This is a genomic window from Francisella sp. SYW-2, assembly GCF_008711475.1.
GTDB classification, from domain to species: Bacteria; Pseudomonadota; Gammaproteobacteria; order Francisellales; family Francisellaceae; genus Francisella; species Francisella salimarina.
In genome coordinates this window covers 1-15609 of record NZ_VXKO01000016.1, presented here as the reverse complement: position 1 = coordinate 15609, position 15609 = coordinate 1, and the positions used below count along the sequence as shown (strand labels likewise).

Sequence of the window (15609 nt, the reverse complement as noted above, 5' to 3'; positions counted from 1 at the left end):
TAACCTCAAGTCAATTGATACTTTATAAAATCCCTCTTTATTAAATAAAAATTAAAGGTATAAGTTAACTAATCACAATATTCATTAATTTTTAATTTAAAAGCCCTTTTTATTAATTTTCTGTAACCCAAAAGTACCAATACACAGGCATTTCAATTTACTTTTAGTAATTGATAATATAGAAATACAGGTATTTTATTGATATCTGTGTTATTAGATAATGTAGATAAGGAGTCTTATTATGAAACTTAACAAAATCACTTTGACTACCGGGCTAATTTTATTAGCAAGCACACAAGCTTACTCACACGGATATGTTGAAAGTCCGGCTTCTCGTGCGCTGTTATGCAAAGAAGGGAAAAATAAAAATTGTGGAGCTCGTGCTCAGTACGAACCTCAGTCAATTGAACAAGCAGATGGATTATTCAACTTAGGTGCTTTAGATAATAATATAGGTAGTGCTGATGTGGCAGGTTTTGAACCATTAGATGAGCAAGAGCAAAGTCGCTGGGCAAAAACTGTAGTGCGTCCAGGACAACCACTACAAATAAAATGGTTCTTTACAGCTAATCACAAATCTAAGCATTTCAAATTCTATATAACTAAGCCTAATTGGGATCCAGACAAATTACTTACACGTGACAGTTTTGAAGAGCAACCTCTAAATTGCTACAACCCACAACCAACATGGATAGCTCCTAACCAGCCACCTCAGGAGGGTCTAACATTTACTTGTACACTACCTAGTAGATCAGGTTATCAAATTATAATGGCTGAATGGGATGTAGATGACACGAGAATGAGTTTTTACAATTTATTAGACTTAGACTTTACAAACGACAAGCCTGCTGGATCTGTTATCTTACCAAATGGTGATACTACCAACCCTGATGATAATTCAGGTGAATCTAGTATTCCTATATACGATCCTGCTAAATCTTATCCAACACCAGGAACAGAGGTCATCTTTGAAAATAAAATATATCAAAACAAATGGTATGTAAATCCTGGGCAAAAGCCTGGTGCTGGACAGTGGGGACCATGGGAATACGTTAGAGAGCATGAACAACAAAATGATCCTACAGATAAGTTTCCAATAGAGGCAACTAAATTCACCATCAACCCTTTAAATATTAAAGAAGGCGATAAGATCACTTTACAACTGTTCAAAGATGGTACTATGTATGAATATCCTTTGCTAACGGTACCAAAAGCTATGAGCACAAGTGATTTATTTACACAGCTAACAAATAAGATAAATACTCTTAGCGCTACTGACTTAGATAATCATGTTATCGCAGGTGTTAAAAATGAAAACAATGATGTTGTTCCAAACAATAACGCTGTTTATGTTTATCAAACTGCTAACAAGCCATATAGTCAAATTAGTTTCTACTATCAGCGAGCAGATCAAAATGTTAAAAATGAACTGCATTTGATGGACTTCAATAGTGAATATAGCGTTGGATCTGACAATAAACTATATATAAATGCCAAAATAATGTCTCACAGTTCAACTAATGCAAATGTATCTGTTGTATTGCAAGATCAAAATGGTAATCAAGTTTATAGGAAATCAGATATTGAAATATCTCCAATGGATACATATAACTTAGCACTACAAATAGACAATATCAAAGCTGGAAATTATAAAATTGTTATTTCTAGTGAAATTCCTGGGGCCGAAGCTTGGCAGAAAGATCTCGATATTAAAGTAACAAATTCAGAAGACTCAGGAGATACACCTCCTGTAGTCGACAAAGAAATAAATGTCACTATCAACGCGAATACTCCTTTCTATCAAGTTAATTCAGATGATACTGTAACTGCACGAGCATGGTCTAGCAGCCTAGGAAATATAAATCTAGCTAATAATCAGATAACCATTACCCCTTGGAATAAAACTACTGCATCTAAAGGTAATGACAGCTCTGCATACATAAAATGTCCATTACCTACAAACAACCAAACAAGTGTTACATATCTGGTCAGTGGTGACTTAAACAACATATCTTGTGTAATAAAATAATTCTTAGATCTATTTGTAACCACATATAAAATTATTCATATTTACATAGCTCTTATTAGCTATTATGATTATCTAGATTATCACGATATATAAGATGCATTGTTGCCAGTGCATTATTCGTATTATATAGACCCTGATAACCATTCATTTTTGCATTGCACTTATTATTATATTTCTTGTTACACTTATCTAAATAGTAAAGACAAAAGTCTAAAGATATTTTGGTATGAGTTTCATACTCTATACCTTTTTTAGGATTATATATTTTGCAATAATTAAGGTATTCATCACTAGCTTGACCAGATGATATAAGTAAAAATATAGAAATAAATAAAAAGAGTTTATTCAACATGACTCCTGTAATCTTCAGGGAGTAATAATTCTTCAGCTTCTCCAGGTTGAGACATCTCAATTTCAAACAACCATCCCTTTATATAGCACGATTGGTTAATCAACTTTGGATTATCTATCAACTCTTTATTTATACTTATAATCTTCCCTGATATAGGTGTATAAATATCTGATGCCGTTTTAACAGATTCTATTACACAAATTTCATCATCTTTTGAATATTGATTACCTAATTTAGGCAAATCAACATAAACGATTTCTCCAAACTCATTTTGAGAATAATCATCTATTCCTACTCTTGCAGTATTACCCCTGATTTCAACCCATAAGTTAGAGTCTGTGTATAAGTAGTTTTGATTTATTTCAGCCATAATTCCTCTTTAACAAAACATCTTTATATTTTAGCTAATAGATGATAATAACATAAAAATCCTTTAAAATTAATTTGAAAATCAAAAGTTAATTTGTAGGTATTTATGAGCTTGAAAAACAAAAACATAATTATTACCGCTGGCGGTACCGGTGGACATATATATCCAGCTCTTGCAGTAGCTGAACTATTAAGAAAATACGAAGCTAATGTGATATGGGTTGGAACTCCTAATAGTATGGAGGCAGAAATTGTACCTACACACTTTAACATGCAACATATTAAATCTTCTGGAGTGAGAGGCAAAGGGATTATAAGAAAAATAACTTTTCCATTTAAACTTATATCAAGCACTCTAAAAGCACGTAAGATACTCAAAAAACTAAAAATAGACTTAGTTATAGGTTTTGGAGGTTATGTATCTGGGCCTATATGCCTAGCTGCTGCACAAAAAAATATTCCTATAATAATACATGAACAAAATGCAAAAATTGGCTTAACCAACAGAATACTAGCTAAACTTGCAACAAAAATATGCTTAGCCTTCGAGATACAGGATATACATCAACGACTTAATTCTAAACAGATGGCAAAAACAAAGATTGTTGGTAACCCTGTTAGAGACGATATTGTTAAGCTTAATAGTAAAGTAAAAAATATAACTAAAAACAGTGAATTAAATCTTCTTATTTTAGGAGGCAGTCAAGGAGCTAAAAGTATAAATGAGATTATACCAGAGCTAATTATCAATGCTGCTAAACAAAAGATAAACATAAATGTATGGCACCAAACAGGTAAGCTATCTTTTGAAGCCACTAAAAAGAGCTATGACAAAGTACCTCAAGGTCATATTAAGGATATATCTGCATATATAACAAATATGACCGAAGCTTATGAGTGGGCTGACATACTAATTTGTCGAGCAGGAGCTCTAACTGTTTCAGAATCTGCTATAGCTGGCGTCCCCGCAATATTTATACCATTACCATCAGCTGTAGATGATCACCAGTTTTTTAATGCTCAAACTATGGTAAAGAATCACGCAGGATTCTGTCTCAGACAAGATCAAATGACTTTAGAGAATTTAATAGATATAATAAAGCCACTTTATGATGATAAAAATAAACTCCAAGAATTATCAGAAAAAGCAAAAAAAACATTGATAAAAGACTCTAGTGAACAGATATTAAGATCTGTAGAAGAAATTTTGAATAAAAAATAAGGATTAAAAATGAACTTTGATATGTCAAAGCTAATGCAGCAAGCTCAAAAAATGCAAGAACAAATGAAAAAAGCTCAAGAAGAGCGTGAAAATATGGAAGTAACTGGTGAATCTGGAGCTGGACTTGTTAGCATAATAATGACTGGTAAGTATGATGTTAAAAAAGTCACTATAGATGACTCGCTACTGTCGGAAGATAAAGAAATGCTAGAAGACCTAATCGCAGCAGCGATAAATAGTGCAGTGAAAAAAGTAGAAAGTGATTCATCTTCTGCAGATATTGGTAAAATGGCAAAGGATGCCGGTATAGATTTACCTAATGGATTTAACTTCCCTTTTAAATAATGGACAGTAAGATATTCTCTCCTAAAATCACTGCTGTAATGGAGTCTTTACGTAAATTACCAACTATTGGTAAAAAATCATCACAAAGACTCACTTTACACCTGCTTGATAAGTCTCCAGAAACGGCTGTTGCAATTGCTAACTCACTCTTAGATGCGGCTGAAAACATCAAAAAATGTAAATATTGCCAATCTCTTACAGAAGAAGACATTTGTCAGATTTGTAGTAGCCAAAGTAGAGATGAATCTAAATTATGTATTATTGAGAGTATGCTAGATCTGATTGCTATCGAAGAAGCTGGTTTTTTCAAAGGGAAGTACTTTGTACTAAATGGTAGAATATCTCCTCTTGATGGTATCGGACCAAACGAGCTCAAACTTGATATCTTAGAGCAAATTATTACCGATAGAGATATCAGTGAAATCATCTTGGCAATTAGTCCTACCATAGAGGGAGAGACAACAGCTCACTTTATTTCCCAAATGATTGATAAAAGTATAAAAATCTCTAGAATTGGGTTTGGTGTCCCTTTTGGTGGTGAGTTAGAATACTTAGACCAACAAACATTAATCCATGCTTTTAATGCTAGGACTAACATTTAAATAAAATTTATTTATTTAAGATTCTCTCAATATCCGCACAAACATCTATTTTTCTTACTAAACGGATTAGTAAATATAACTCTCTTCTATTCCTGACAACTACTACACAAGCAAGTTTCGCATGCTTTTTGTCAACAAACATCATATCAAAGCTTCTAATATTCACTCCTTCTCTTGCAAAAGTAGCCGTTATCTTAGCTATAGCTCCTGGAATGTTTTTGAGAGTAATAGAAAGTCTAGCTCTAAAACTAGGATCATCATCAGCATTTGTAAACCAGTCAGCATTGATTTGTTTTACTTGCCCATCTTTAGTTTTAGAGTAAAGTTCATTACAACTTTTTCTATGCACCTCAACATTGCCGTCATCGTTAACAATACCGATTATTTCATCATTTGGTAATGGTAAGCAACAATCTGCTATACGTGAATCATCTCCATAGCGAATTTGTATTTTAGACATAGATGATTTCTTATAAGCACTACGCATATCATTGAAATTTTTAACAATAAAATCGATAAAATTATTAGGATCAATTAAACCAAGCCCAGTATCTAAATAAAAACGATTTATAGTATCTATTCCTTCATAATTAAATAAAGCTCCATCTACAATTTCATTAGGAACCTCTCTCAAGTCTACACCAAGTAATCTAAGCTCCCCTTCTACAATATCTTTTCCTCGAATATAATCTATATTTTTATATTGTTGCTTCAAGAAATCTTTTATAGCTGATTTCGCCCTACTAGTTTCTGCAAACTCCAACCAAGCAGGGTTAGGATCAGCAACAGCTGAGGTTACAATTTCAATATTGTCACCCTGTTTTAAGCGATAATTTAGAGGTACTGGCTTTCTATTTACTCTAGCAGATATAGATTTATTACCAATATCCGTATGAATAAAGTAAGCGAAATCTATACATGTAGAATTAATAGGTAACTCAACGATATCTCCTTGAGGAGTAAATACAAACACATCATTACTAAATATATCTGATTTGACATTTTCTAAGAATTCAACTGAGCTAGCTGTATAAACATTTATATCTGATATCTTTTTAAGCCATCTTTGCAGTGCTTTGTCAGTTTTCTCGCCTATTTTATAGCTCCAATGAGCTGCGATACCGTACTCCGCTTGACGATCCATATTATTTGTTTTTATCTGTATCTCTAAAGGTATGTTATATGGTCCTAAAACAACTGTATGTATCGAACGATAACCATTAGCTTTTGGTGTAGCAATATAATCTTTAAACCTTTGAGGAATAGGCTTATAAAGCTCATGAACTTTACCAAGAGCAACATAACAATCAATTCTATTAGGAACAATAACTTTATAAGCATACATATCCATAATCTCATCAAATGAGATACCTTTTTTACGCATTTTATTATAAATACTATATAAGGTTTTTTTACGTGCTTTGATACCATCATCGATAACAATACCACTTAGCTTATCAACCAATGCATCCTTAACTTGCTGAAAAACTTTTTCCTTATTTTTTTCTACTTTTTTTACTTTTTCTTCTAATATATGGTAACGGTATGGATTCATCCCTTCGAATGCAAGAGTTTCTAACTGCTCTTTAAGAGTGTTGATACCTAGCCTATGAGCTAGAGGAGCGAATACATCTAAAGTCTCTTTAGATATCCTACGCTTTTTCTCTGGCTTTAGTGGAGCCAGTGTTCTCATATTATGCAATCTATCAGCAAGTTTAATAAAAATGACTCTTACATCTTTAGTGACCGAAAGCAGCATTTTACGAAAATTTTCTGCTTGCTGCTCTATTTTGTTTTTATGCCTAATTTGTGTAAGCTTAGTTACTCCTTCAACCAGTTCTGCTACTTTATCTCCAAATAAGTTAGCAATATCCTCTGCTGTATGATCAGTATCTTCAACTACATCGTGTAGCAATGCGGCTATAATAGTGTCAACATCCATATGAAGTTCAGCAAGTATACAAGCTACAGCTACAGGGTGAGTAAAATAAGGCTCTCCTGAACTTCTTACTTGAGTTTCATGAGCATCAGCACCGAATATATATGCTCTAGCTATCTTAACTCTTTCTTCAATAGGAAGATATTTAGAAATTAAATGGTTTAGGCTATAAAAACAAAACATATTTAACCAATATTTTTTAATAATATCTAATTAAATGATAAATTGAATTAAAGGCCAAAGCAATTTATAACTACTTTGATTTGAAAGAAATTAAATATTTTCTTGAAATAAATGCCATAAAGGCTATCAATGCAATATCAATAATAAGTAATGCTGCTGCTAATGTAGTATTATATTTTTTCTGCGAGAACACAGCCCCCTGTCCAGGTGGAACTACAGTAGTTGGATTATAAGTCATACCATATGTTTTAATGATACTAGAGTTTATATCTCTAACATTTACTACAGGTATATCATCTTTCAAGAAATTAACAGCTACAGAGTTCACTGTACTATATTCAGGAGGGAGCTTAGTAGTTACTCCTGTAGGGAAACTATGTAGTTTAAGAATTTGCTCATCAGAACTTTTAGCAGTTGCTTTTTTATCTTTCTTTGACTTCTTATCAGAGTCTTCAACTTTTACTTTTGGCTGCTTCAAACCAATAGAAGCCATATTACCACCTACATTTACGTAAGCTTTTATACTATCCTCGCCCGCAGCTTCTTTGTACATTTCAAGACGCTTTGCAACAGAAGTGTTTGTAGAATCTTTATATGGAATATTAATTACCTTAAAGTCATTTCTTTTTATCGCATCATTTAATTTAAGTATAGCGCCAGGAGTCATTCCATAACCATTATCATGAGAACCTCCCAAAGTAATACCTATAACATCATAATCAAAAACTCCTTTTTCAACTAAGTTCTTGTATATGTCAGGCCATGTAAATCCTGGTCTATTTGCACCAAACTGCGATGCTCCAGCTGAAAATATAATTAAAGGCTTAAGCTTCAATGTCTTAATAGCTGATAACATAGCTATATCTAATGCAGGGTACGACCCTGTTTCTTGTAATGCAACTGTATCGCCTTCTTTTAGATTGAGCTGGCTTAACCAACTAACAAATATAGCAGCCATATTAGGGTTGACAGAAGATCTTTTTGCATACAAATCACCAGAATCTGTAGTAATCTCGGTCATAGATAAACCTATAAGCCCTGTACAAGAGACATCACCCATCTTTCTACATAGATACCCTTTTGACATAAAGTATCTTTGAGTCAAATTGAATGCTTTTTCTGTCAATTCTGCTGCTTGCAATTTTTGAGTGTAACCCTTAGTTTCAACAACTAGGTTTTTCTCAACTATGTATAAAGATATAATCATAAAAATACTTAAAAATAAGATGATATACCTAGATAAAAATTTACGGTGCCAATACATCGTTTTCATATTATATTCCTACTATTTGAGGTCCAATTAAAACTATTAATAACAAACGTATAATAATAGAAGCGATCAATAAAGATCCTACTGTTTCGATAAGACCCTGTCTATCTATTGATAAAGTTATAAGTCCTGGAATAATATATCCTATAACCTGAATCTGATTTGAATAAAAACTCGTTGTCAGATATTGTGAGAACAATATATTAAAAATTGTGCCCAGTATAAATGATAAAAGGACTGTTATAGCAATTCTTCTTCTACCATAAATAATCATGAATTTTGACATAAATCTAACTATACCAAAGATTATGATTGATATAATAATAGTTACTATAACTCTGTCAGGAGCACCCATCTCTAGTGCAAAGTAACCTGGTACAACCATACCACCTGTAGATAAACCTAAAAGCGATACAAAAACTAAACCAACAATAAGACCAATACCTATCGAGAGCGTTAATGGATCCATATTTTCTCCTGTTTATTTTAAAAAATTATAAATTATGCTTTTGCTTATGACTCTGATCACAATAATCAACTAAGCTCATACCAATATCTTTAATATTACCAACTCCCACAAGCATATATGAGCCCGCTGGTTGTGTGGCATTAATCTTTTCCAAAATCTCTAGAGGCTGCATATCTTCACACACAGTAACTTGAGCAGGCTTAATACCCAAAGATTTAGAGTATTTTTTATAAAAGGAAACAAATACATCTGTACCAGTACCTATAAGAGTAACTAAGTCTGGTTTTTCCCAATTTAGTATAGCTTCTGCAATTTGCTTAGATCTATCTTCTCTATCAGCTCTACAGTTTACAACTAAAACTTTTTTATCACAGTCTCTATACTTTTCATAAAGTTTATCCCAAAGCATTTTAGTTGAGACAGGATCATTCGCAGCAAAAGCATTAGCAAAATTCATTTCAGAATCTTTAATATCAAAATTATACTCCGTCATAGCACCAGGATCTGGAGTAGCTTCCCACATACCTTTAAGTGCGACATCTCTAGGAATCCCTAGATCATCAGTTATTTTTAAAGCCAAAGCAACATTAATTTTAAATTCAGAATAAACAAACTTATTGATTTCTTCTTCTGAAATTAACTCAGCATCATCTGCTGTAGCTACAACAAGCTCTGTATCTCTATCTTTACAAGCATACTCAAAAAAATCAATATGCACGTCTTCTGCTGTAAAGTACTTAGACTTTACCGGAACTGTTCCAGCTAAAGCTTTCGCTACATCTCTTTCAGTTGGACCCATAACATCTAAATGATCTGGGCGAGCATTAGTCAAAACACCATGAGTTGCTTTAATCAATTTCAATTCACACAACGATTGAAGTAATGGTTGAAGAGCCATACATTCAATTATTATAGCATCTGCTTTCGCACGTCTTGCTTTAAACATAATTTTAACCTGTTCAGCAATATTACTGAAACCAATCCTAAAAACTGGCGTCTCAGATCCATCAACATCTATATATCTAGCCAATGTACCGGTAGTTTTTGCTACAGTTCTATATCCTCCAGCCCTAACTCCAGCAGCAATTAACCTTGCAACACTTGATTTACCTCTGGTTCCATTCACATGAATTCTAATTGGAATGCTTTTGATACTAGCATTATGTACAATATTCTCTATTATCAGATACAAACATAAAATTATGAATACTATTATAATTAACCAAAAATCCAAAGCATTTACTCCGTATATAACAAAATTCAAAAATAATTATAACACTATGATTAATAAATATACAGCACGAGAAAACTAAATTTATTTTTCACTAAACTTCCACATGTCTTGTTTCAGGCATGAGATATACTACAGGTATCATACATATTGAAGCCACAATCAAAAGCCATGCCGGAGCTAATAAACTTCCTGTAGACACAACTAGCGACGTTGCAATAAATGGGATTGTACCTCCAAAAAATGAATTACCAATATTGTAACTTAGACCATTACCACTATAACGATACTTCGTACTAAATAACTCTGGCGCCGCTGCACCATAAGCTCCCCATACAGCCATTAACGGTACACTCAAAACAATCATTGAAAGTACAAGTGCTGCAGTTCCTGTACCCATAATCATGAAACTAGGATATGAAAAAAATAAATAAACTATAATAGAAAATTTGACCAATGGCTTCCTGCCTAAACGATCACTCAAGTATCCCCATAAAGGTGCAGAAAAAGAGAATATCAAACTAAATATAGTTACTATAGCTAGAGAGAAGAATTCAGAATAATTTAATTCAACAAAGTAATTACTTAAATAAGATAGAACCAAGTAATACATTATGTTCGCATACGCAGACAAAGCAATTGCAAAAAAGAGAGGTTTCTTTTGAATACTAAACATTTCCCTAACAGGCTTTACTGAAATATCACCTTGAGCCTCTAACTCTTCAAAAGAATTACTCTCGGGTATAAGCAATCTCATTACTAAAGCAAGTAATGCTAGAACAAGCCCAATAACATAACCCACTCTCCAGCCCCACAGTTCAAGAACCTCATGACTAAATACCCCAAATAAAATCATTGCGACTAATGATGCTAAAAACACTCCAGTACCTGATGACATCGTAGCAAAACTTGCAATAAACCCTCTTCGATCTGGTTTCGTAGACTCAATCATAAAAACCATAACACCACCATAAGATCCTCCAATAGAAAACCCTTGTAGTAGCCTCATCACAACCAAAATAATTGGAGCCAATACTCCAATACTTTGATATGTAGGAAATATAGCGATTACAAATATTGGTAATATCATCATAACCACAGAAATAATTAAGGCTTTTTTGCGACCAAAGCGGTCACCAAAACTCCCCATAACCATACTGCCAATAGGACCCATAAAGAAGCCCGCAGCAAAAACACCAAAAGTCATCAATATAGCAGTATATTTGCTAAAATCTGGAAAAAACACGCTTGCAATGATAGGTGTTAAGTAAGCAAAAAGCATAAAATCATACCATTCAACAATAGTACTTGCTGAAGCAAAAAAAACGTGTCTTTTTGAAAAACGATTCATTTATTATAAAAAAATTTATATATTTGAGAATTATACTTTATATTTAAATATATGACTTTTCAATCACAAAATAAATATGATAAAAACTTTTTAAATATTGAAAAATGAATAAAATTTCTTTGTGGTGCGGACGGGGAGACTCGAACTCCCACGGTTGCCCGCTGGAACCTAAATCCAGTGCGTCTACCAATTTCGCCACGTCCGCAATATTCTGGGGTGATTGATGGGACTTGAACCCACGACAACCGGAATCACAATCCGGGGCTCTACCAACTGAGCTACAACCACCATTACAAATTGCTAATTTACATTGTAATGGCACGTCTGGCAGGATTCGAACCTGCTACCCTCGGCTTAGAAGGCCGATGCTCTATCCAGATGAGCTACAGACGCATCAAAAAATGGTCGGAGCAGAGGGATTTGAACCCCCGACCCTCTGGTCCCAAACCAGATGCGCTACCAAGCTGCGCTATGCTCCGACAATCTTAACTTAATGGTGGCCTGAGGCGGAATCGAACCACCGACACGAGGATTTTCAATCCTCTGCTCTACCGACTGAGCTATCAGGCCAATGACGAGTATTATACATACACCTACATGTTTAAGTCAACACTTTTATAAGTATTTTATTACATTTTTTCTTCATAAAAAGTTTTTAGATCATTTCCATCTGCATAAGCATATAAGGTCTGTGCTACAGATGTCGATCCTGAACAGATATTTCCTTTTTTATCAATAGCTATAAGACCAACATAATCTCCATAAACATCACTCTCAGCAATAGATTTATCTACCGCTTGCGATAATGACATCCCATCTTTGACTCTTGTCGCTATTTTTGCAGCTACTGCTTGATTGATAATATGCTCGCCAATACCAGTACATGATATGCCCATACATTCGTTCGCAAAATTACCTGCTACAGTTGGACTATCTCCTACTCTTCCAGGATATTCAAAGCCTGCTCCTCCAGTTGAAGTAACTGCACAGATTTTGCCTTTAGAATCTAAAGCTACAACTCCTATTGTACCTGTGTAACCTTTTTTAAGTTCTAAATATTCTTGATATCTTTTTTTAGTCATTGGATCATATTCTACTAAACCCATGACATCATGCGCAAATGTAGTAGCTTGATTCCCACCCAAAACACTATGATGTTGTTGCATTAATCTATTTGCAACATCTATGGGATTCTTTATATTTTGAATATTTATTACACCCGCAAACTTTTGTTTTTCGCTATCGATTATAGATGCAGACATTCTAATTTGTCCGTCTTGCTGAACTCTTGAACCTGTACCAGCATTAAATATCTCATCGTCTTCGAGAAGTTTAGCTGCAAACACTGCAGCCTCGTTTGCATCGTCGATATCTCTTAGGTAATTATATGCTTTTTGAACAATTGGTAATAAATGTTGGTGATAGTCACCAAATGATGTGTTTTTATCTTCTCTAGCTCCACACCCACCATGAATTATAATTTTTTGCATAATAGCTCCAGTTTCAAATTATCACTCCATATTAAATAACGATTATATCTAAGATACTTAAAATGTCATACAACAAATATAAATGAAACTGGCTAAAAGATTAGAAGATAAATAAATTAGGCATAAATAAAGTATTAGAACTCTACAAGACAAGTATTAAGATCAAACTTTTGACCTTCTAAAAGCATATGCATACGAATATCAACTAAACTAATAGGAGCATTGTTGCGAGCATTATGTAGTGATGAATGCTTAAGGTGAGAGAAGTCTATAATAGTTACCATACCAGAACCAACAACCTCAATCACATTTTCAGAATTTAGTAATGCTGATGTATCTTCATCAATACCAACACCAACCATGTAAGGATTGTATGATAATGCAGCTAGAAGCCTCCCTAATCTATCTCTTTGAGAAAAGTGCTGATCTACTAATAACTTATTAGTTAAACCTAATCCAGGAGCAAGGTTAACCATATTGCACCTAGGCATAAGACCTGCCTGACCACCAGCAATCATAAAGCCAGATATAAAGGCCGCACCAGCAGAAGTACCTGCAACATTTACACCTTTTGCATTTAATCTACGAATAAGCTGTGCTATTGGGGTACCACCAAGAGTAGTAGAAAGTAAAAGTTGATTCCCACCTGTCATAAAGATACCTGTGCTTTGAGCAAGCTGATCTTGATAATCTTTATTAGTAGTCGCATCTAAACGAGTTTCAATCTTTAGGTTATAAACATCTTTGACTCCCATCTTAGAGAAAATATCAACATATATATCTCCTGTATCTGGCAGTTTTGATGCTGTAGGAATAACAGCTATCTTTGCGTCGCTTCCACCTGAAAGCTCAACAAATTTCTCTAGTACCGTTGGGCTTGCAAACTTATCTTCTCCACCACCAATTGGCATAATATACCCACGGTGATCCTTTTTTACTGGCTTAGACGGCATCTTGGAAATCTCCTTTTATAAAATTTATAAAAACTATGCATAATAATATTTTGTTAAAATAATACTAACTTATTAGACATTTTTCTATAAAAAAGGTTTATTTTTAGCATATAAATTGATACGCAGTTAATATTATTTACCCTTATTGTAATTGATGGTATGCTATGCGGTAAATATTACTATTAATTTTCAAGTATCTGTGAAATGAAAAAGATCAAAGCTCTAACAATCGGTGGCGCAACTCTTGACACCATTATAGAATATGAAGAAATGTTCACTATGAATATGCAAAAGAAGGATACAACTCAATCTTTTATGCTTCTCGAAGAAGGAGCTAAAATTGAAGTTACTGAGCAAAAATCTTTTTCAGGTGGTGGAGCAACTAATGCGGCAGTCTCTTTTAAGAAACAAAATATAGACGTTAGTTTCTTTGGAAAGATTGGCAAAGATATTGCAGGTGAACAAATAACTAACGAACTTAAAGAACACGGTATAGACATTTCTAACATTCGTTATTCAAACAGTTATGGTACAGCAACATCTTACGTTGTACCCACTCTAAGTGGAGATAGAACAATTTTTGCCTATAGGGGTGCTAACAAAGATATTTTGCAAGATGACCTACCATCCAAAGCAATTATAGAGAGCGACTTTATCTATATCACATCGCTGAGCAAATCATCTGCTGCTAGACTACCAGAGATAGTCAAATTAGCAGCGGATAACAATACAAAAGTAGCCATCAACCCAGGTTCTAGTCAGCTGAGTGTTGGTGAAAGTTTTATCAAAGATTCAATGTTTGGTATAGATATTCTCGTTTTAAATTTCCAAGAAGCTCAAAAACTGATGTTGTCACTTTTATCATCTGATGACAAAGATATTATAGAATCAAAAGATAGGCTGGAAACTCCTCTTGACAGTAATAAGAGTGACTTTTTGAACTCTACCTTTAGACTTAAAGATTTCTTTAGAATCTGTTTAGATTTAGGTGTAAGAATAATTGTAGTTACAGATGGTGCTAATGGTGTATATGCTGCTTCTAAAGACAAGATATACCATAGTGAATCTTTGAGAATTAATAACGTTGTTAACACTCTTGGTGCAGGTGACTCATTTAGCTCAACATTCTGTGCAAATATTTATAAAGATAAGCCTATAAAAGAAGCTATCAAATATGCTCTAATTAATTCTAGTCATGTAATACAGCACTCTGATGCAAAATCAGGTTTACAAACATCCGAGAATCTTGAAAAGATAAAATCAAAAATGAACAATGGTTTAGATAAAAAAATTACAATTACCTCTTGGTAATTTAATTTTAGGACTATTCACCTCGTCTCTCCCTCTATTTCACTCCATCATTCTCTTGTAGATGAGAATCTCATAAATCATAAGTACTAGCCTACGCGGGTATGACAAATTATTTTTATTTACAAATATATTCATATAATCCTACCCAATTGGGATTTAACTCTTTAATGATCCGTTCTTTCCAAGACCTGTTCCATTTCTTTAATTGTTTTCCCTCAATATAGCTTCTTTTATACCTTCGTGTATTTTCGTAATAAACTAATTTTTATACTCAAAAACTCTTCTTATAAGATTTGATGTAATACCTATAGTTAATCCGAAAGAAATATGTCATTCTACAACTTGATCGTAGAATCCAAGTTTAACGCTCATAATAAGTGGATCCTATGGTCAAGCCATAGGATTGTAAGTTAAATCCCTAGTATAATTTTACCTAAGGAGTCAAATTAAAGTGAAAAGCTTTAGTTATAAGCTAAGCGACCGTCGTAGGATA

The 15609-nt window shown here is 33.6% G+C and carries 14 protein-coding genes and 5 tRNA genes; 5 read left to right on the top strand and 14 right to left on the bottom strand.

The genetic code is table 11. The features are described 5' to 3' along the window. The first annotated feature begins 241 nt into the window (after positions 1–241). Complete coding sequence (locus F3D57_RS06180; protein ID WP_150465590.1) at positions 242–2029, top strand: lytic polysaccharide monooxygenase; 1788 nt, start codon at positions 242–244, stop codon at positions 2027–2029. Positions 2030–2084: 55 nt separating this feature from the next. Here F3D57_RS06180 and F3D57_RS06175 read toward each other — a convergent pair whose 3' ends face one another. Then, on the bottom strand, positions 2085–2381 hold the full coding sequence (locus F3D57_RS06175; protein WP_041263714.1) for a hypothetical protein: 297 nt from the start codon (positions 2379–2381) through the stop codon (positions 2085–2087). Further along, a complete protein-coding gene (gcvH, locus tag F3D57_RS06170) occupies positions 2371–2751 on the bottom strand; it encodes a glycine cleavage system protein GcvH (protein WP_150465589.1) in 381 nt (126 codons plus the stop codon). Before gcvH ends, F3D57_RS06175 begins: the two co-directional genes overlap by 11 nt. A 105-nt stretch (positions 2752–2856) precedes the next feature. On the opposite strand from gcvH, the gene murG reads away from it, so the two are divergent. Genes murG through recR form a run of 3 tightly spaced genes read left to right on the top strand, consistent with a single transcriptional unit; the run spans position 2857 to position 4919 of the window. Beyond that, positions 2857–3972 carry an undecaprenyldiphospho-muramoylpentapeptide beta-N-acetylglucosaminyltransferase gene (gene murG, locus F3D57_RS06165; RefSeq protein ID WP_150465588.1) on the top strand — a complete coding sequence of 372 codons (1116 nt, stop codon included), beginning with the start codon at positions 2857–2859 and terminating at the stop codon, positions 3970–3972. Between the two features lie 9 nt (positions 3973–3981). Continuing rightward, on the top strand, positions 3982–4317 hold the full coding sequence (locus tag F3D57_RS06160) for a YbaB/EbfC family nucleoid-associated protein (protein WP_146421985.1): 336 nt from the start codon (positions 3982–3984) through the stop codon (positions 4315–4317). After that, positions 4317–4919, top strand: a complete 603-nt coding sequence (gene recR / locus F3D57_RS06155; RefSeq protein ID WP_150465587.1) for a recombination mediator RecR — start codon at positions 4317–4319, stop codon at positions 4917–4919. The genes F3D57_RS06160 and recR overlap by 1 nt, the downstream gene beginning before the upstream one ends. Positions 4920–4926: 7 nt before the next feature. On the opposite strand, the gene F3D57_RS06150 is transcribed toward recR, so the two are convergent. From F3D57_RS06150 to F3D57_RS06095, 12 genes are all read right to left on the bottom strand, one after another. Then, a complete protein-coding gene (locus tag F3D57_RS06150; RefSeq protein WP_149368461.1) occupies positions 4927–7041 on the bottom strand; it encodes a RelA/SpoT family protein in 2115 nt (704 codons plus the stop codon). Between the two features lie 70 nt (positions 7042–7111). Further along, positions 7112–8314 carry a poly-gamma-glutamate system protein gene (pgsW, locus tag F3D57_RS06145; RefSeq protein WP_150465586.1) on the bottom strand — a complete coding sequence of 401 codons (1203 nt, stop codon included), beginning with the start codon at positions 8312–8314 and terminating at the stop codon, positions 7112–7114. Between the two features lies 1 nt (position 8315). Continuing rightward, entirely contained in the window at positions 8316–8780 is a 465-nt protein-coding gene (pgsC, locus tag F3D57_RS06140) for a poly-gamma-glutamate biosynthesis protein PgsC (RefSeq protein ID WP_149368463.1), read from the bottom strand. 25 nt (positions 8781–8805) lie between these two features. Next, positions 8806–10014 carry a poly-gamma-glutamate synthase PgsB gene (pgsB, locus tag F3D57_RS06135; RefSeq protein WP_150465585.1) on the bottom strand — a complete coding sequence of 403 codons (1209 nt, stop codon included), beginning with the start codon at positions 10012–10014 and terminating at the stop codon, positions 8806–8808. A 91-nt stretch (positions 10015–10105) separates the two neighbouring features. After that, positions 10106–11362, bottom strand: coding sequence for an MFS transporter (locus F3D57_RS06130; RefSeq protein ID WP_150465584.1), 1257 nt, complete (start codon positions 11360–11362; stop codon positions 10106–10108). Positions 11363–11484: 122 nt separating this feature from the next. Further along, positions 11485–11567: transfer RNA gene (locus tag F3D57_RS06125), tRNA-Leu, on the bottom strand. 7 nt (positions 11568–11574) lie between these two features. Beyond that, positions 11575–11650 (bottom strand) — tRNA-His (locus F3D57_RS06120). 28 nt (positions 11651–11678) lie between these two features. Next, positions 11679–11755 (bottom strand) — tRNA-Arg (locus tag F3D57_RS06115). 9 nt (positions 11756–11764) lie between these two features. Beyond that, positions 11765–11841 (bottom strand) — tRNA-Pro (locus tag F3D57_RS06110). A 15-nt stretch (positions 11842–11856) separates the two neighbouring features. Further along, positions 11857–11932, bottom strand: a tRNA-Phe gene (locus F3D57_RS06105). A gap of 59 nt (positions 11933–11991) precedes the next feature. Beyond that, on the bottom strand, positions 11992–12852 hold the full coding sequence (locus F3D57_RS06100; protein ID WP_150465583.1) for an isoaspartyl peptidase/L-asparaginase: 861 nt from the start codon (positions 12850–12852) through the stop codon (positions 11992–11994). A 134-nt stretch (positions 12853–12986) separates the two neighbouring features. Continuing rightward, a complete protein-coding gene (locus tag F3D57_RS06095) occupies positions 12987–13805 on the bottom strand; it encodes a cyanophycinase (RefSeq protein WP_146421981.1) in 819 nt (272 codons plus the stop codon). Positions 13806–14009: 204 nt separating this feature from the next. On the opposite strand from F3D57_RS06095, the gene F3D57_RS06090 reads away from it, so the two are divergent. After that, a complete protein-coding gene (locus F3D57_RS06090; RefSeq protein WP_150465582.1) occupies positions 14010–15116 on the top strand; it encodes a carbohydrate kinase family protein in 1107 nt (368 codons plus the stop codon). Positions 15117–15609: the final 493 nt, after the last annotated feature.